This is a genomic window from Treponema bryantii (assembly GCF_900111035.1).
GTDB classification, from domain to species: Bacteria; Spirochaetota; Spirochaetia; order Treponematales; family Treponemataceae; genus Treponema_D; species Treponema_D bryantii_C.
In genome coordinates this window covers 526,074-544,620 of the sequence record NZ_FOFU01000002.1, presented here as the reverse complement: position 1 = coordinate 544,620, position 18,547 = coordinate 526,074, and the positions used below count along the sequence as shown (strand labels likewise).

14 protein-coding genes are annotated in these 18,547 nt (G+C 40.0%); 6 read left to right on the top strand and 8 right to left on the bottom strand.

Annotation, left to right across the window (positions count from 1 at the left end):
• The first annotated feature begins 18 nt into the window (after positions 1 to 18).
• Both BMY21_RS06005 and BMY21_RS06000 read left to right on the top strand, forming a co-directional pair.
• Positions 19 to 1,086 carry an alpha/beta hydrolase gene (locus tag BMY21_RS06005; protein WP_083379721.1) on the top strand — a complete coding sequence of 356 codons (1,068 nt, stop codon included), beginning with the start codon at positions 19 to 21 and terminating at the stop codon, positions 1,084 to 1,086.
• Positions 1,076 to 1,654: a TetR/AcrR family transcriptional regulator gene (locus tag BMY21_RS06000; RefSeq protein WP_074641794.1), complete on the top strand. Its 579-nt coding sequence runs from the start codon at positions 1,076 to 1,078 to the stop codon at positions 1,652 to 1,654. Before BMY21_RS06005 ends, BMY21_RS06000 begins: the two co-directional genes overlap by 11 nt.
• Before the next feature lie 45 nt (positions 1,655 to 1,699).
• On the opposite strand, the gene BMY21_RS05995 is transcribed toward BMY21_RS06000, so the two are convergent.
• The 4 genes from BMY21_RS05995 to BMY21_RS05980 all read right to left on the bottom strand — a co-directional run bounded on the left by BMY21_RS05995 (position 1,700) and on the right by BMY21_RS05980 (position 6,153).
• Positions 1,700 to 1,921, bottom strand: coding sequence for a hypothetical protein (locus tag BMY21_RS05995; RefSeq protein WP_074641792.1), 222 nt, complete (start codon positions 1,919 to 1,921; stop codon positions 1,700 to 1,702).
• Between the two features lie 78 nt (positions 1,922 to 1,999).
• Entirely contained in the window at positions 2,000 to 2,560 is a 561-nt protein-coding gene (locus BMY21_RS05990) for an indolepyruvate oxidoreductase subunit beta (protein WP_074641790.1), read from the bottom strand.
• Positions 2,557 to 4,497, bottom strand: coding sequence for an indolepyruvate ferredoxin oxidoreductase subunit alpha (iorA, locus tag BMY21_RS05985; RefSeq protein WP_074641788.1), 1,941 nt, complete (start codon positions 4,495 to 4,497; stop codon positions 2,557 to 2,559). The genes BMY21_RS05990 and iorA overlap by 4 nt, the downstream gene beginning before the upstream one ends.
• Positions 4,498 to 4,626: 129 nt before the next feature.
• On the bottom strand, positions 4,627 to 6,153 hold the full coding sequence (locus BMY21_RS05980; protein ID WP_074641786.1) for an alpha/beta hydrolase: 1,527 nt from the start codon (positions 6,151 to 6,153) through the stop codon (positions 4,627 to 4,629).
• 187 nt (positions 6,154 to 6,340) lie between these two features.
• Between BMY21_RS05980 and BMY21_RS05975 the strand changes: the two genes are divergently transcribed.
• Positions 6,341 to 9,628, top strand: coding sequence for a glycoside hydrolase family 2 TIM barrel-domain containing protein (locus BMY21_RS05975; RefSeq protein ID WP_074641784.1), 3,288 nt, complete (start codon positions 6,341 to 6,343; stop codon positions 9,626 to 9,628).
• A 1-nt stretch (position 9,629) separates the two neighbouring features.
• Here BMY21_RS05975 and BMY21_RS05970 read toward each other — a convergent pair whose 3' ends face one another.
• From BMY21_RS05970 to BMY21_RS05955, 4 genes are read right to left on the bottom strand one after another with little or no spacing between them, the layout of a single operon-like run.
• On the bottom strand, positions 9,630 to 11,057 hold the full coding sequence (locus BMY21_RS05970) for a TolC family protein (RefSeq protein ID WP_074641782.1): 1,428 nt from the start codon (positions 11,055 to 11,057) through the stop codon (positions 9,630 to 9,632).
• Between the two features lie 14 nt (positions 11,058 to 11,071).
• A complete protein-coding gene (locus BMY21_RS05965) occupies positions 11,072 to 12,241 on the bottom strand; it encodes a hypothetical protein (RefSeq protein WP_074641780.1) in 1,170 nt (389 codons plus the stop codon).
• Entirely contained in the window at positions 12,222 to 15,443 is a 3,222-nt protein-coding gene (locus BMY21_RS05960; protein ID WP_074641778.1) for an efflux RND transporter permease subunit, read from the bottom strand. Before BMY21_RS05960 ends, BMY21_RS05965 begins: the two co-directional genes overlap by 20 nt.
• Positions 15,444 to 15,448: 5 nt before the next feature.
• Positions 15,449 to 16,579, bottom strand: coding sequence for an efflux RND transporter periplasmic adaptor subunit (locus tag BMY21_RS05955; protein ID WP_074641776.1), 1,131 nt, complete (start codon positions 16,577 to 16,579; stop codon positions 15,449 to 15,451).
• A 104-nt stretch (positions 16,580 to 16,683) separates the two neighbouring features.
• Here BMY21_RS05955 and BMY21_RS05950 point away from each other — a divergent pair, with 104 nt between their 5' ends.
• From BMY21_RS05950 to BMY21_RS05940, 3 genes are read left to right on the top strand one after another with little or no spacing between them, the layout of a single operon-like run.
• Positions 16,684 to 17,265, top strand: a complete 582-nt coding sequence (locus tag BMY21_RS05950; RefSeq protein ID WP_177177720.1) for a TetR family transcriptional regulator — start codon at positions 16,684 to 16,686, stop codon at positions 17,263 to 17,265.
• Between the two features lie 6 nt (positions 17,266 to 17,271).
• On the top strand, positions 17,272 to 18,096 hold the full coding sequence (locus BMY21_RS05945) for a DUF72 domain-containing protein (RefSeq protein WP_074641772.1): 825 nt from the start codon (positions 17,272 to 17,274) through the stop codon (positions 18,094 to 18,096).
• Positions 18,053 to 18,532 (top strand): C15 family peptidase, encoded by a 480-nt coding sequence (locus tag BMY21_RS05940; protein ID WP_074641770.1) that lies wholly within the window; start codon positions 18,053 to 18,055, stop codon positions 18,530 to 18,532. The genes BMY21_RS05945 and BMY21_RS05940 overlap by 44 nt, the downstream gene beginning before the upstream one ends.
• Positions 18,533 to 18,547: the final 15 nt, after the last annotated feature.

Below are 18,547 nucleotides of genomic sequence, written 5' to 3'. Positions count from 1 at the left end.
CCTAAGGAGATATCATAGATGCAAAAAAACAGTAAGATATTAGTCGGCGTTTTAATCGCATTTGGAGTGATGAATATGGCAGGCTGCGCAACTCTTAAAGTCGGTATAGAAGAAAAGGCAAAAGGACTCGAAAATACAAGAAAGCTTGGGGTAGAAATAAACGGCGCCTTAAACGGAATGTTCATAACTTCAACAAATGAAAATAATCCCGTGCTGCTTTTTATTTCCGGTGGTCCCGGTGTACCGGAAATCTGGCTCAACGAGGTTTACGCTGAACAGTACCCGAACAAACTTGCCGATCACTTTACAGTCTGCTATTGGGATTACCTTGGCGAAGGCCTTTCCTACAACAAAAAAATCAAGCCGGAAGAAATCTCTCTGGAACGCCTTGCAGCCGATGCACGAGAAGTTGCTCAATATCTGAAATCAAGATATCACCAGGAAAAAATCTATCTGATGGCTCATTCCAGCGGAAGTCATCTTGGACTTTATCTTGCGCAAACTGATTCAGAAGATTTTTACTGCTATTTTGGAATGGGGCAGGATTATACTCAGGGCATACGCCGCTACGAAGAAGGCTACAATTTTATGAAGGCCGAGTTTGAAAAAACTGACAATAAAAAATCCCTCAAAAAGATGAACAAACTTGCCGGCTACACAAAAGAGGGCGAATTCAAAATCAAAATGCAAAAGAAACTTGCCGCAAAATGGGAAAATGTCCTGCTTAGTGCAGGCTGTGCAACAACGCGGGAAATGCGTTCAGATGCAAAAGACATTTTTCTTAAACAGATGTCAGCAAAATGCTATACTTCGCAGGAAAAAATAAATTACTGGAAGGGCAAAATCCTGTGTTCAAAATCAGCTTACCGCAGCTATCATGTAGAAGCTGATAAGCCCTGCCTGATACCGGTTTACTTTTTCTCAGGTTATTATGACTACACCTGTCCGCCGGCACTGGCAAAAGAACTTCTTGAAAAACTTGAAGCTCCCGAAAAATCATTCTATACTTTCTATAATTCAGCCCATTCACCACTGTGGGAGGAAAATGATTTAGTAATAGAGGCAATGCTCAAACATGTCAGATAAATATCATCATGGAGATTTAAGGAATGCCCTCATAGAAGAAGGCATCAAAATGATAAATACCTCAGGGGAAGATTCCTTGTCCATGAGAAAACTGGCAGAAAAATGTGGCGTTAGTATGGCAGCTCCTTATGCACATTTTAAAAATAAGGAAGAGATGATTACCGCCATAAAGCAGTATGTTGAAGAAGCCTTTACAGAGTACCTGGAAGCGGCAGTTAATAAAGCAGAAGCAGATGTTGAAGCCAGAATTGTAGCATTGGGAATTGCCTATGTTTCTTTCTTTATAGATAATCCCGAATATTTTACCTTCCTGTTTTCGAGAGGCTATGTTCACCTGAATCTTGACTTCCATAGTTCAGACGAAAATATATTTAAGCCGTATAAACTTCTAAAAGATTTGTGTACCCGCTATTTTGATGAAAAAAAGCCAGGACTTTCTGACTATGAAAAGGAACTGGATATTATTCGAATCTGGTCTTCTGTTCAGGGTGTGACGTCAATTATCTTTATGAAAAATGTTAAATGGAGCCACGACTGGAAGGAAGAGATAAAGAATATAATAATCTAAGTTCGGTGCATAAAAAAAGATTGTCCCATCGGACAATCTTTTTTATTATTCTGATTTTTTCTTTCTGCTTTCAAATTCATTCAGAAGGTTATTTGTATTTTCAAATTCTTCTTCTGAAAGTGTTTTCTGACGAACTGCTTCCTCAAGATCTTCTTCAATTTTAGAAACCAGTTTTGTATAATCCTCGGGAGAACAGTTATCATCCATGTATGATTTGATAGCTTTATCCATGCTATCAACAACAAGTTTTTCCTTTTTCGTTACCATCCGAATACTCTCCTGTTAGGGGTTATTTTTAATTGAATATTCTACGCAATTAAACACTAAAGGAAATAATATTTTAAATCAATAGTCAATTGCGCGAACGTTGAGTTCGTAAAATTCTGGTTTTACAAGGAGTTTAAGTGCAGCTTTTAGCTCATCTTTTGAGATAAGCCCGGTTTTGCTGGCTGCTCCAAGCAGTACCATGTTTACAACCTTGCTGCTTCCGAGATCTTTGCACGCCTGGTCAGTATCTACAGCGATTACTTTACCGGCCACTTTTTCGAGGTAAGAAATCATTTCGTTTTCATCGAAGGTTTTTCCGCTCAGACTGGCAGTAACAGGCTGTACCACCTTTTTATTTACAATTACCGAGCCACCCTGCTTAAGGAACGCAATGTTGCGTACAGCTTCAGCCGCCTCAAAAGCAATAAGTACGTCGGCCTGACCCTGAGGTACCAGCGGAGAATAAACATCCTCACCAATACGCACATGACTCACAACCGAACCACCGCGCTGAGCCATACCAATCGTCTCAGCAGAAAGCACGCGCTCTCCGTTCGAAATTGCAGCCTGAGAAAGTACCTTAGCGGCCAGAACAGTTCCCTGTCCTCCAACACCGCAAATAATTATATTTTTACTCATTTGATTGCTCCTGTTGGACAAACCTGTGAACATAAACTACATCCTGTACATAGGCTCTTGTCTATTTCAACTAACTGTTTACCCTTTGCATTAGTTTTTGTACTTACACTCAGCGCCGGGCAGCCCAGTTCATTTATACACTTGCGGCAGCCAATACATTTATCAGCATTTACAGTAAGTGCGTGCGGTTTTTCCCAGCCGACTTTCTGTGCAATTGCAATACATGGTGCCTTAAAGATAATTGCGCTTACTCCGGGAGCCTCGCTTGCTTTCTGAACAGCTTCTACAGCTGCCTTCTGATCAAACGGATTTACCTGAATAATCGGTGAAACGCCGATGCCTTCAAGAATCTTTTCTATGCTGATTTTTTCAACAATCTCGCCCATCATTGTCATACCAGTGCCTGGATGTGGCTGATGGCCGGTCATTGCTGTGGTTGAGTTATCAAGGATACAGATTGTCTGTTTTGCCTGATTGTAAACTGCATTTACTACGCCTGTGATTCCGCTTGCAAAGAAAGTTGAGTCACCAATGAAGCTGAAGCAATGGCGGTCCGGTTCGTTGTGATAGAAGCCCTGAGCCATTGTGATGTCAGCACCCATACAAAGACAGGTGTCTGTCATATCGAGTGGCATTGCGTTACCAAGTGTGTAACAGCCGATGTCTCCGCAGTATACAGTTTTCTTGCCTTTCATTGCCTGCTTTACAGCGTAGAAAGAACCGCGGTGAGGACAGCCTGCGCAGAGAACTGGCGGGCGGACTGGGAGTGGCACAGGTGTTGAATTTTCTGTTTGCGATGAATTTGTCGCACCTGTGCCTGCAGTTTCACTGCGTGAAACTGCGTTACCTTTATCGTTTAATAGATTCTTAATGATTTCTGAAATTATCTCAACGCTGAGCTCTCCGGCCTCAGGAACTGTGCCGTCGAGTTTTCCGCGAATTTGGCAATTTACTCGTGCGTATCCGGCGATTTTTATTAAATTTTCTTCAATAACCGGGTCTAATTCTTCAAAAACAACGATTTGCTCGTGCGACTTTAGGAATTCTTCTGCTAAAGGCTTTGGGAATGGATATGGATTTCCAATCTTCAAAACAGGGATATCTTTGATTCCGAGGATGGAAAGTGCTTCCATAAGATAGCAGTAAGATATTCCGCCGACTGCAAAGGCAACGGGGGCGTTGCGGGGGTGTCCCCCGCTGGAAGGGGTAGGCTGCGACGAAGTGCAGCCGAGGGGAAGGCTTTCCCCAACTTTAATATAATTCCACTTACTTTCAGAGAATTCTTTAGGTAAGGTTTTCTCGTTTCTTTCAAAGATTCTCTTGTGATTCAGATATGACGCGCGAGGGAAAATTACCCAGCGCTTTGAATCTTTTTCGAACTCGCCAGGCTTACGGCAAGGGACGAGCTCAGGGAACTCCATGCTTTCGTAGGCGTGGTCAACACGGGTGGTTGGACGCAGAAGAACCGGAGTATTATATTTTTCAGAAAGTTCAAAGGCTTCCTGTATCATTTCGTAGGCTTCGAGTGGGGTAGAAGGATCAAAACAAGGCAGCTTTGAGTACTGCGCAAAGTTACGGGTATCCTGCTCGGTCTGGCTGGAAATTGGACCCGGATCATCGGCACTTACAATTACCATACCGCCTTTTACACCAACGTAAGAAAGGCACATTACAGGGTCACTTGCAACATTGAGACCTACCTGCTTCATTGTGATGAGGGTACGGCTTCCTGCATAACTGGCACCTGCTGCAACTTCAGCGGCGGCTTTTTCGTTTACGGACCATTCAACGTAGGTTCCGGTTTTGCTCTTATACTTGGAAATAAATTCAATAATTTCGCTGGAAGGAGTGCCAGGATATCCGGCAACAAGATTAACTCCAGCCTTGAGGGCACCAAGCGCGATTGCCTGATTTCCCATGATCATTTGTTTTGCCATAAATAAAAGTATAAAGGAATTTTTTGTTTCTATCAATGATAACAATAAATATGGCCTGGATAGACATAAAAAAAACGGCCTGCTGCAATTTCTTACAGCAGGCCGTTCTCTATATAGTACTAATTATATTTAGTCGTTATAGAGTTGTACGCCTTCCTGGAATACCATGTGGATAAAGTCATTGAATCCATAGTACCAAACTGGGAAGTCATGTGTTCCACCTGGGAATACATAAGATTCAAAGTTTTCTACACGGTCCCATGCAGCCATTGCTTCAACATAGCCTGGGAATGAACCGTATACCAAACCGTCAGCATCACCACAGATCATATAAAGGTTATGAATCTTAAGACCGTCAAAAGCTGCATTTCCATCTACTCCTGCTATAAACTCATCTGATGTTGAGAACAAAGCTCCAGAGAATCCGGCAAAGTTACTGATGAGATCAAGGCTCTGACCAATTCCAATATTGAATGTCTGTCCACCACCCATTGAAAGGCCGGCAAGAGCAACATTGTCTCGACCATCTTTAATGTTATAGTTTTCTCTGAGCCATGGAAGAAGATCATTTCTAAGTTCTCCACCAAAGTAGTTATAACCTGTAAAGCTGGATCCAGAACCATTTGGTCCCCAAGATTTATCTGCTACACCAGTTACACAAACAAGAATGAACTTTTCAACATCACCGCTGGCCATTCCGCGGTCCATATAACCTTTAATCTTTCCACCACGGCCTTCATTTGTAAGTCCCCAGGTATTTTCATTCTGGCCAAAACCGTGGAGAAGAATAAATACTGGATATTTTGTTGTTGTATCTTCAGCATCATAACCTGCTGGAAGGTAAACCCAACCATGCTTGTTATATCTGTCTGCATCTGTTACATCTGCTTCATCTGCAATACTCCAGTCTCTTGTTGGATACCAGATTTCTTCAACTGTACCACGCTGTGCATCTGTCAAACCATCAGAAAAAGCTGTATCTGCTGGTGCATTTGCTTTTGCATTAAACTTAACGTTCTTTAACTGAACCTTAAGCTGGTCTCCATCATCATTTCCTCTCTGGTAATCGTTGAATTTAAGTGCGAAACCAAGAATTGAGTCATAGTCTGAACTTGCCTTGATTTTCTGAACAAACTCATCTGAAATTGCAATAGTTTTTGTTAATGTACCATATTCTTCGTCTGCATCAAAGTATTCAAGATCTTCATAACCACCAAAAATACCTGTTGAGTCCCAAGGAAGAATTCTCATACAGAAACCAGGTTTCTGAGCCTTTGGATTCCACTTTCCTGTTATTGGACTGTAAATAAGCTCAATTTCAATAGATTCATAATTTGCAATGTTGATTTCTTCTTTATTTGATTTTACATAGAAGGAAACTCCACCGCCGCCACCGCCTGCAGCAGTTGCAATCCAGGTTACAGATCCATCTGTTTCTGTTTTTATATCAGAAGCTGCAGATCCCTTTGTGAAAATGGTAAAAGCTTCTTTAGTATCACGCAAGGTAATACCGCAGGAATCAGCTTCATCTACAGTAAAGATATCTGTAGGATAGTGTTTTGTTGTATCTTCTGGTGAAGAATCAGCACATGAAGAGAATACACTTGCCAGCATAGCGATACCAGCAAGAGCCGAAACGATTCTTAGTTTTTTCATTTTGAACTCCTTGTGAATTTTTAATAAAACGTTTTACCTAATTAGTAATTATAAAACGTTTTACTAGGAAGTCAAATGTTTAAAAAATTTATTTTAAAAGGTTTAAATTTTTACGATTTGAAATAAAAGTTATGGATATAATGAACGGGCCATTAAATAGAGGAATGCAAAACGTTATACTGATAATATGAACGTTACTCAAATTTCAAAAAAGGGCACAGCTAAGAGCTGTATGATTTATCACGAAAATCCAGATGTTTTTCATGTAAATACTCTGGATAGTCACTGTTATTTTATTCCATTTGGAAAAGAGAAGGGACAGAATCCGTTTGGGGCGCGGGAGAAATCTTCGCGGTTTGAACTTCTAAACGGTAAATGGGGCTTCCGTTATTATGACAGCTTGATTGATCTTGAAGATGATTTTGCAGATGGTAAGATTGCACGTTCTGCACTGAATGATAAAAAGAAAATGCCGGTGCCTGCAAACTGGCAGCTCCACGGTTATGATAAACCGCAGTATACAAATTTTGAATATCCGATTCCATATAATCCACCGTTTGTTCCGGATGAAAATCCTGTTGGAGTTTATTACCGTACTTATAATTATATACCAGACGGGCTTCAGCGCATCTTATGTTTTGAAGGTGTAGACAGCTGTGCATACGTTTATATCAATGGAAAGTTCTGTGGATTTTCGGAAGTTTCGCATCATACAAGTGAGTATGATATTACAGCTTTTCTGGAAGAGGGAGAAAACCTGATTACAGTTGCGGTTCTTAAATGGTGTTTTGGAACCTATCTTGAAGATCAGGATAAGCTTCGTCTTTCTGGTATCTTCCGCGACGTTTATGTACTGTCTCGCCCTAAAAAGAGAATAACTGATTACCGTGTTGCAACGGTTTTGAAAAACAACTACCGTTCGGCAGTTTTATCACTGACTGTTTATGGTGCTGATGCAAAGGTAAGTTTATGTGCCCCTGATGGAAATCAGATTTTTGAAGGCGAAGCTAAAAAGGGAAATCTGCTTGAGATTCCTGTAAAGGAACCTGCGCTCTGGTCTGCTGAGACTCCAGTTCTTTATAAACTTCTGCTTGAAACTACTGATGAAGTAATTGGTGAAGAAGTAGGTTTTAGAAAGATTACAAGTGAAAAAGGTGTACTTAAGATTAACGGTCAGCCGATTAAATTCTGTGGAGTAAATCGTCACGACAGTTATCCTGATACAGGTTCTGTTTCTCCGGTTTCAAAAATCGAAAAAGACCTCAAACTGATGAAACAGCATAATATCAATGCTATCCGAACTTCGCATTATCCGAATGCGCCAGAGTTCTACAAACTTTGTGACCGTTATGGTTTTTATGTGATTTGTGAGGCTGATCTTGAAATGCATGGCAGTGTAGTTGTAAATAATACAGCTCACTGGGACTGGTCTGATTATTCTGGAATTGCACTTGTGGCAAGTAATAAATTTTTCTATAAGGGAATCTTAGACCGTGAAAAGCTCTGCGTTACAAGAGATATAAACCGTCCGAGTGTTGTTATCTGGTCTATGGGTAATGAATCTGGAAACGGTCATAACTTTACAGAGGCAGCAAAGTGGATTAAGGCTTTCGATAATACACGACTTTTGCATTATGAAAGTTATCATAATCAGGGGGACACAAGCGACTCTGTTTACGATTTAGTTTCCAGAATGTATCCGAGTGTTCAGGACTGGAAACAGATGGCGGAGGATAAAAAAGAAAAACGCCCATTTATTCTCTGCGAGTATTGTCATGCAATGGGAAATGGTCCTGGAGATCTCGAAGATTATCATAAGGTATTTCATAGTTCAGAACGTTTCTGCGGCGGTTTTATCTGGGAATGGTGTGATCACAGTTTAATTCTTGGAAAGACTCGTAATGGTGAATTGAAATATGGTTATGGGGGAGACTGGGGCGAAAAACATAATGACGGCAACTTCTGCTGTGATGGTCTTGTGTATCCTGACCGTCGTCCTCATACAGGTCTTCTTGAAGCAAAACAGGTTTATCGTCCGGTGCGAGTACGTAAACTTCCGGAAAGCAAAAAGACTGCTCTTGGTTCAGCAGGTTTTGAGTTTACAAATCTTCTTGCATTTACAGATGCTGCAACTGTATTGGATTGTCATTACGAACTTTCGATAAACGGTGATATTGTAAAATCAGAAAAAATAGAATTTCCTTCATTACCTCCGCTTGGCAAAGCAAAACTCGTTTTGAATGACCTTCCTGCTTTTGAAGGAAAAGATTCTTATATCAGATTTATCTTTACAGAAAAACAGAATCAACTCTGGTGTGAAAAAGGCTACGAAGTTTGTTTTGATCAGGTGCAGCTTTCGGCTGAGCCTGATTCAGATAATGAAGCAGAAATTCTCCGAAAAGCTTCTTTTATGCCTGAACTTCCAGGCCTTAAGCCTTTCCAGCCGGGAAAGCGGGATGCAAAAGGTGTTCAGGAGAATGCGCGTAAAGAAATTGAAGCACTCATAAAATTTGTAACTGCCTCTGAAAAGCAGAATGAAAATCAGAACTGGCAGGAAACATTCCATGTTAAAGCAGACAGTACAAGTATTAAATATGGAAAGCTTTTTGTAGAACCTGAAGGACTTCGTTATAAAGTTACCGCAGATAACATGACCTATTCCTTTAATCGCCGTACAGGAGTTTTTGATTCAATAAAATTTGGAAAAACAGAGATTCTTAAAAAGCCATTGAGTTTTAATTTCATGCGTGCTCCTTTGGACAATGATCCTATGAAAGGTGAATGGTTTGGAGCACATCTTCATGATTATGAAGTGAAGGTTTATAGTTCACGAATTGAGCCTTCTGAAGATGGTCAATCAATTCGCATAATAGTGAATCAGGGTTTTGTCTGGAGTATTCATCAGCCATTCCTGTATGGCACTGTTATTTACACGATAAGTGCTGCTACAGGTCTTACAGTTAATTTTGATGTTACTGCTACCAGAAGAATCTTTATACTTCCACGAATCGGCCTTCGATTCTTCCTTGATAAATCTTTTAATAAGGTAGAATACTTTGGTTATGGTCCGACAGAAAGTTATGTTGATAAGCATCAGGCAACATGGGTAGGAAAATTTAAGGCTAAGGTTGATGATATGTATGAACCATATATCCGGCCACAGGAAAATTCTTCGCATTATGGATGTCGTTATGTAAAGCTTTCAAATAACAAACTAACGTTAGTTTGTTCAGGAGTTCAGCCGAAATCAGGTAATCAAAAGAATATCAGTTTTAATGTATCTAACTATACAGAAGAAGAACTTTGGACTAAGCGCCATAACTTTGAACTGGAAAAGTGTGGCAATACAGTTTTGTGTGTGGATTATAAAATGGCAGGTGTGGGCTCCAACTCGTGTGGCCCGGCACTGGCAGAAAAATACCGTATTCAGCTGCCCGAGGTAAAGGGACAGCTGAATATAGTATTTGAACAGTAGCTTATTTTCTAAGATATTCTATTGTAAGGCAGGCAACGGCTTTGGCTAATGCCTGCTTTTCTTTTTCTATCTGTGCATTACAGCGTTCAATTTTTGCAGAAAGAACATCAGTTTCTGAACCATAACCTGATTCATACATTTTCTGCTTCTGATCGATTTTTGCTGAAGCAGATTCTATCTTAAGCTCCTGATACTCAATCTTCATTTTGCAAACCTGTGCAGCATTCCACTGCGAATTGAAGGTTTTGCTGATTGTTGAACGGGCATCAAGCTTGTTGATTTTTGCAGTTTCTACATCACTGACTTTGCGGGATACATCGCGAACTTTTTTTCCGCCATCCCAGATTGTAGCCTTAATACCGATAGAAATATTTACGGAATAATCATCTTTTCTAAGCCAGTTTGGTTCTAAAAGAGGGAAACGGGAACCAGAATATCCACTGCTCATTTGCAGTGCAATATCTGGCTTCCAGTTTTCGTATCCTCGGGAAATCTTCTCTGCAGTCTTGCTGACATTTTCAAGTTGTGTAAGCATTTTGATTGAAGATTGATTTCCAGAGAGAACCTCTGCTTCAAGCTCAGTTGGATTAGTTTGTATCAGACTGTCAAAGGAGGAAACGAGTTCCGGTACAAAATCATAATTTATATCATTAAGCGTTAAAGCTTGAATTCCAGTTATACGGCTTAATTCGAGAAGCTGATCATTCATCTGTTCAAGTAAGTCCTGCTTTGCAATTTCCAGTTCCTTTGCCTGAATCTTTGCATCTACAACATCCTGATGAATAAGCATACCTGCTTTTTCTGCATTCTCACTTACTTCGACCATGCGGGCTGTGTATAAGTCTTCTTCATCAATGATTTCAAGAATCTTTGAGAGATAATAAAGACTTATAAGACGGGTTTCTAATTCTGTTTTCAGCTGTTCTGTCTGCTGAGAAATTTGTGTCTGCTTGATTTTTGAAACCTGATCATAAAGTTTAATTGCGTTTGTGATTTTTCCCCAGGTGAAAATCGGCTGAGTTAATGTAAGTTCAAAATTGTAGAGAGTATTTTCCATACCGTCAAAAACCTTGATTCGCTGGCCGCTGTTTCTAGGTCTTTGCCCGTTCCAGGAAATTGAATTGATTATATCATCTGCATTTATATACATTGCACCAACAGGAGGATTTACCATATAGGTTCCGCTTGCCTGAAGATCAACTGTAGGGCCAAGACTCCACCAGGCATCTTTCAAATCAAGAATGCTGCGGCGATATTCTTCCTGAAGTTTACGTAATTCCGGATGGTTCATCTCAGTTTCTGTGAGGAGAACTTCCAGTGTATAAGCTGGTGTCGTAGTTTCAGGAGTTTCGGAAAGTTCCTGTGCCTGTATGCCTGCATTAAGAATTGAGAAAATCACAAATGTAAAAAATAATCTGTTTATTTTCATTCGTGTGTCCTGAATTAGAGTTTAAAGTTATAAGGGCCTGCATCACTGCGAAGAGTTTTTACAGTACCTGTGGAAGTTCCATCTGCATAAAACTGAACTTCGATATCTTTATATTTTCCGGTATAAGTTGTGTCATTTATAAAAGTACCGGATCCAAGACCGCTGAAATTTCCATGAGTCTGATTTCCGTTTGTTCCAATTTGCTGTGCAATTGTTGTAGTTTCTCCACAGTCGATTGTGAAGTTTCCGTTTGAATCTTTTGCTTTCATGCTGATAACAATGCCATCACTGTCTGCAGAAGTTGTATCACCAAGAGTTCCGTTAACTGTCGGAATGTTTATTCTTGTTGCCTTTCCATAAAGTGAAATATTATACGAGCTGTTCTGAATTGTCTTTTTGATTTTAAAATCATCACTTAAGAAAGAATAATCTTGTGCTTCGTTATCTGCATTGGCACAGGCTTTCCAGGTAATTAAATCAGAACTCTGAAAGTATGTAATATTTACTTCCGGAGTGTTTTCAATTCCATCAGCTTTATCATCTGCGTTTTTCCAGCGAGGGTAACTGATACTCATTGTACCGTTTCCTGCAATTGTCTGTTCATAAACTTTTGCAGGAGCAGTTATTGTATCTGTGCTCTGTGGAACTGAAACCTTTACAAGAACGTTATTTGAAGTCGGATTTGAAGAGGCTACATCATAAATGCTGATATTGAGGACAGTTGTTTTTCTGATGGAAGTAAGTTCTGCATAAACAGTATCACTTGTGCTGTCAGAAGTAATTACAGTCTGATCTTTTGTGAGTCCGTAATTTTCGTGATAATACAACAGATAGATTGTTGTATAGTCTGCGTCTTTTCCAAAATCTGGTTTTGTTTCTTTCCATACGATATTTGAAATTACAAAGCTTCCATCTGCATCTGTAGTTGTGTGACCATAATAAGAATTTGATGGAGCAAAAACAGTGCCTTCCTTCCATCTGTTATAATCTGAATCTCTTACACCACATTCTGTGTAGGCGTAAATGTCTACATTTGCAATTCCTCTTTTAGGAGTTGATGTACTTTCTGCATCAACAATCTGACCACCAGTTCCACCATTGAAAACTGAATAACAGCTTGAGAAGATAAGGGTTGCTGCAAAAAGTGCTGCACTAAGAATTGTTTTATTGAACTGCTTTTTCATATTTACCTCTTTTATGTTTGATTGAATTTTTTTCGCTAAGATAATAGATTACCGGAATTAAAATTAAGGTGATGAGAGTAGAGGTCAAAAGACCTCCTGTAATTGCCTGTCCCATAGAAGCATAAAGTTCTGAACCTTCGCCCTTTGCAACAGCCATTGGAATATCACCAAGTAAGGTTGTAAGAGTAGTAATTAAAATTGGTTTGATTCGGCTGGCAGCTCCATCGAGTACAGAACCTTTTAAGAGTTCATCCTCTTCTTCTGTATTGAGTGCGATATGCCATTCGCCATCTTTATCCTGAGTTCCTTTTGTGCGTGCAAGAACCTGACGGCGCTGAGCACGAAGCTGATTTATATAATCAATCAGAATGATACCATTGTTTACAACAACACCGGCCAGTGAAATAAGTCCCAGTAATGAAAGAAGATTCAGGGTTGAACCGAACATCAGAAGACCGCCGACAACACCGATAAAACAGAATGGAATTGTTGCCATAATTAAAAGCGGCTGACGGAACTTTTCGAACTGAATTACCATTACGGTGTATACGAGGAATACGGCAATCAGAAGGGCAGAAATCATTGGAGTAATCATGTCGCCGATGAGAGCCATAATACCGCCGGCCTTTGAGTGAACTCCGTTTGGCAGCGGATTATTTGCGATAAACTGATTAACGCGCTGTGAAACTCCACTTGTATCTTCACCTACCAGTGAGGCTGTAACAGTTATTTTCTTAGCACGGTTAGAATGGTTAATCTGTGAAATAGATTTTTCAACTTTAATATCAGAAAGATTTGCAAAGGAAACATCCTGACCATTCTGAGTTACAATATGAAGATTTGAGATAGCGTCTGCAGTAATATTCTTATCTGTGATGTTTGAAGTAATCTTCATGTCATAACGGCGGCCACTTTCGAGTTCCTTAAAACGTCCGCAGTCAACACCCTGGAAAAGAATTGCAGAAGTGATACCCGCTTCATAACTTGTGATTCCAAGAGAGCTCAGATATTCCTGGCTCATATCAATGACCATCGTACTTGTATCAAAGTCTGTGTCGAGTTTAGCTGTTACTACCTCTGGATCAGTTTCCAGGTAGTCTTTGATTTTGCTGGCTGTTTCATAAAGAGTATTTATGTCTTCTGAAATCAGAGTAATACCATAACCACCACCATCAGCAACATAACCTACGAGTTTATCGAAACCACCATTCTGTACAGAGACTTTTGAATCTGGCAGAACTGCAGCCCAGATTTCCTGAATCTGGAGCATGATTTCATGGACGTTTCTTTTACGCTCAGAAACCGGTACAAGCACAACATGAGTATATGCATAATGAGGTGTAGAAACAGAAGAGAAGTTTGAAGAATCTCCTTGACCTTCGTAAATAACCACGTTGTCAATTTCAGGCACATACTGGTAGAGAAGGTCCTGGGCAACCTGCATTTTCTCGTGTGTCTGCTCTTTTTCGGTTCCCATAGGGAATTCTGTAGAAATGTAAAAATCGCCTGAGTCTGTTGAGGGAATGAAGGAAATTCCCAATCTGAGGGCTATAAAACCCGAAAAAACGAGCAAAAACAGGGCTACAAGCACGACAAAACCGCGATTTTTTAAAGAAAGTGCAAGTACCTTTCTGTAGCCTCTTTCGATTTTTGACATCACCTGATCGAACTTTCTTGGCTTTCCGCGAACTTTTGGACCGTTTTCAGAAAGGAAAAGTTTAAGCAGATATGGAACAATTACAACGGCAACAAGGAAAGAAGAGAAGATTGCCAGAATGATTGTTACGGCAACTGCGTGAAGAACGCTTCCTATAAGACCACCGAGCAGCGCAATTGGAACGAATACTACGATAGTTGTTGCTGCACTGGCGAGGATGGAAGCAGAAACTTCGTCCCAGCCCTTGTAGATGCTCTGGGTAACTGTATATTCCATTTCGCCGGTTTCCTGGTCGCGGCGTTTATAATAGCGGTAAATCTGATCGAGCATAACCGTGGAACCATCGACAACCATACCAAGCGAAATAACAAGGCCGGAAAGTGTCATGAGGTTCAGAGAAATATCCAGAATGCGTAAGCCAATCAGACTGAATAAAATACAAAGTGGAATTGAAAGGCTGATTGTAAGGGTAGCTCGCCAGTCTGCCATGAACAGCAGGATTACGAGTACGGCAAAAACTACACCGAGAATACCACTCTGAATAACGGCTTTAAGAGAAGCACGAACCTGGCGGCTGTCGTCGCTGATGATATGGAATTGAACGGCACCGTTTGTATTTTTTTCACATTCAGCAATTGCTTTCTTAACCTTTTTGATGATTTTTGTAGTATCACCGTCGAGACGCTTTGTTACGTTTACGATTGTGAGAGGAACACGTCCATCAGAAACAGAAACATTCTGTTCAGGATAAGAAAGAGTGACTTCGGCTACATCGCTCAGTCGGATTATTGTTGAACCGTCGCCAACGCCGACCGGAAGATTTTTTATATCCTCGAGGGAATTAAACCCACCGGCGTAACGTACCTGAATTGCGCGATCCTGATAGCTGGCGTTTCCAAGCGGAAGATTTACGTTTCCGTAATTTAATACCTGATATACTGTGGAAACGGCGATTCCTTTAGATGTAAGAGAGTCGACATCAAGCTTGATATTAACTGCGAGCTCTTTACCGCCGTCAATTGTAACCTGAGAAACACCGTCAATCTGTGTAAGCAGAGGTGTAAGCTCATCCTGAAGATACTGGGTGAGGCGTGCAGTGTCCTGACCTGAACTTGCAGAAAAACTGATGATTGGAACCATGGACATACCGCCAACGAGGGCGCGGGGCTCTCCGGAGATTCCGTCAGGGAGCTTTTCCACAAGTTCGGAAATGCGGTTTCGGAGCTCTGGGAGCTGGTCGTATGGGTCGTAGCCATCAGCATAAGTAATCAAAATCCAGCTGAGGGAATTTGAAGAGGTACTGTCGATTGCCTTAAAGTGAGGAAGAGTTACAAAGGAATCTTCGAGCACTTTTGTGATGTCGTTTTCAACATCCTCGGCACTGGCACCAGGATACACGGTGTACACGATTGCCTGTGGCATGGAAATGTCTTCCATGAATTCTGTACGCATTCCACCCAGCGAAAAAAAGCCGAATGCAATAAGCACAATCAAAAGCATTGTGATAATGACAGGATGTTTTACTGAGAATTCTGAAACTTTCATTGTTATTATTCTCCTGTCCTGTCTGTGCTTTTTGCTTCATTCAGAGCTTCTTCAAAAACACGGACCTTCTGGCCATCAAAAACAAAATTCTGACCATCCATTACTATATATGAATTGCGGTATTCTTCTGGAACTATGAAATTGTTTTCATCAACAGGAAAATCCTGTCCTTCAACATATTTTACTGTTGAAGTATTTTCATCAAATATATAGAAAGATCCGTCCATTTTTCGCGCTTTTAAGCTGATAAGCGGAACATTTTCGTAAGTTTTATAAGCTACCTGAACTTTTACAAACATACCTGGGCGGAAACGGTCTCCAGGCTCATCAAGGTGGCAGACAACAATAAAGTTTTTGCTCTGTGGTGAAACATAAGGAGCGATATTTTCGATTGTGGCAGTAGTTACTGCATCTTCATACATATTTTTTTCTGCAGGGCGGGTAACTATTACTTTAAGGTTGTCTCGTTCGAGGGTGAAAAGATCAAAATATTTTTCCGGAACCTTAAGTCGAACAACCTGATTTGTTAAATCTGCAAGAACTGCGACAGGCTGGGTCTGATTTCCTATTCCACCAACGGCTTGATCTGCAATGAGAATTGTGCCGTCTACAGGGGCGCGGACTTCGGTATAATCAACCTGAAGTTTTGCAAGGTCATACTGTGCTTTAGAAGCATCTGCCTGAGCTTTAGCTGAATCATAATTCTGCTGGGTTGTAGCTCCAGATTTATAAAGATTATTGATTCGGTCAAAGGTGCTCTGTGCGGCAAAATAAGCAGCCTGTGCCTGAAGCATCTGCTGGCGGAACGGTGCATCGTCAATCTTTGCAAGAAGGGTATCTTTTTCTACAAAGTCACCGGCGCGGACAGGATATTCTTTAATTGTACCAGAAACAAAAGGTACAACAGGAATCATGGCATTGGCTTCTACATAGCCTGAAATTGTAACTGATTCAAGCAGAGTTCCGTTCTCTGGCTTTTGAATTACTACTGCAGGAACTGTATCCGGTTTTTCTGCAACCGGCTTTTTTCGAGTTACTAAAATCGTTAATAAAACAAAAATGACGGCAACTGCAGCAAAAATAGCGTATCGTAAAAGCTTGCTCTCTCGTAATGCATTTAACGAAATCTTCTTCATCTATATTATTCCTATGTATAATAACGAGTTGTTTGTTTGGAATTTAATAAAATCTGAGTTAATCGACAATAGACAAATTTTCATGAATGTCTAATAATGACGGTATGAACGATAATACTTCTGAAACAAAATTGATGATGGCCCAAGCTCTTAAAAAATTGATTAAGGATAGACCTTTTTCTAAGGTTACGGTTCAGGACATAGTGAACGAATGCAATATCAATCGAAATACTTTTTATTATCATTTTGAAAGCAACTACGATTTGTTGTATTTTGCGTATGCTCAGGAAGTAAAAAAGGTAGCAGATTCCTTCCAAAAGGCAAATGCTTCAATTCCGCAGGCAATGGATTTTGTCTTAGACTATATCGATCAGAATATACCTTTATGTCAGTGTGCTTATGATTCTCTGGGCGAAACTCAGTTGAAAACAATTTTTGAAAAAGACCTTTATGAAATGGTTCGGGCGACAATCGAGTATTTTGGTGATGAAAATTCAGTAAAATTTACGGAAGATTTTAAGACTTATATCGGCTTCAGCTATACAGAACTGCTCAGCAGTCAAATCATCTGGTATATAAAGCATAATGGCGAAATGGATAAAGAAATCTTCAAAAAATATTTCCAGACCTTCTTTACAGCTACCTTGAAATCAGTTATGGAAGAGGCGATTAAGAAGGGATTTTAATTTTCCATGTCCACCACACTAATCGGAACCAGCGGATATGACTACCCGGAGTGGAAGGGTGTGTTTTATCCGGGTGAAATAAAAAGGGCTGATTTTCTCGCTTATTATGCAACTCAGTTTAATGCGCTGGAGTTGAATAATACTTTTTATAATATGCCGACTGCGGAAAGGCTTTTTTCGTTTTATGAAAGGAGTGATGGGAGACTTCAGTTTAGTATTAAGGCTAATCAGCTGCTTACACATGAAGTGACTCCGTTGTGGCAGAATGCAGCACAGGATTTTAAGGCAGCAATCAAACCGCTTTGTGAAAAAGAGGTTCTTTCTGCAGTGCTTTTTCAGTTTCCACAGAGTTTTCATTATACGAATGAGAACAGGATTTATCTTGCAAAACTGATTGCTGAGTTTGAGGGGTATCCTGTTGTAATAGAGTTTCGGCATAAAGAATGGATTCGTAATTCAGTTTTTGAAGGACTTGTTCAGAGAAAGGCATCCGTTGCATTTTGTGATATGCCAAATCTGAAATACTTGCCGGCAGCAGAAGTATCGGATGGACAGCTCATGGAGAAATCACAATTTATAGGGCAGATCGCTTACATCCGGCTTCATGGAAGAAATGCAGAAGCCTGGTATTCAGATGATCCAGGAAACAACTCTAGTGCCCGCTATGATTATGAATATTCAGACGATGAAATCAGTAAGTTTGTTCCAATAATTCATACAGCTACAAAAGAAGGGAAAAAAGTTCAGGTATTTTTTAATAATCACCCGAGAGGAAATGGTGCTAAAAATGCAAAACAATTACAGGAAAAAACTAAAACTGCTGGCATTTAAAAATACCTCTGCAGATCTTCTCGTAAAAGAAATGCCGTTTCCGGTTATTTATTTACCAAGTAATAAGATTAAAGATTCTGAAATCCTAAAAAACGAAATCACAGACACAGAAATGATTATTTGTTTTGGGCAGAAGCCTCTGATTAAAAATAAGCTGTGCCTGGAATTACTTGCTAAAAATCAAAAAGAAAGTATAAAGACAAATTTTGAAATTGAATCTTTTGAGAAACTGCTTGAATTAAATAATATTCATTTTTCTGAAAGTTCTAATCCAGGTACTTCTTTTTGTAATCTTGTTTACTGGAACGGTTTGAATTTTATTAAGGAGCAGAAATTATCTTGTAAGCTTTTGTTTATTCATATACCTTTTGAAAAGAATATAGATTGTATATCTGATTTTCGGGAAAAAATTTGTAAAGTGCTTAATTCATTATAATCTGCCAACAAAGGA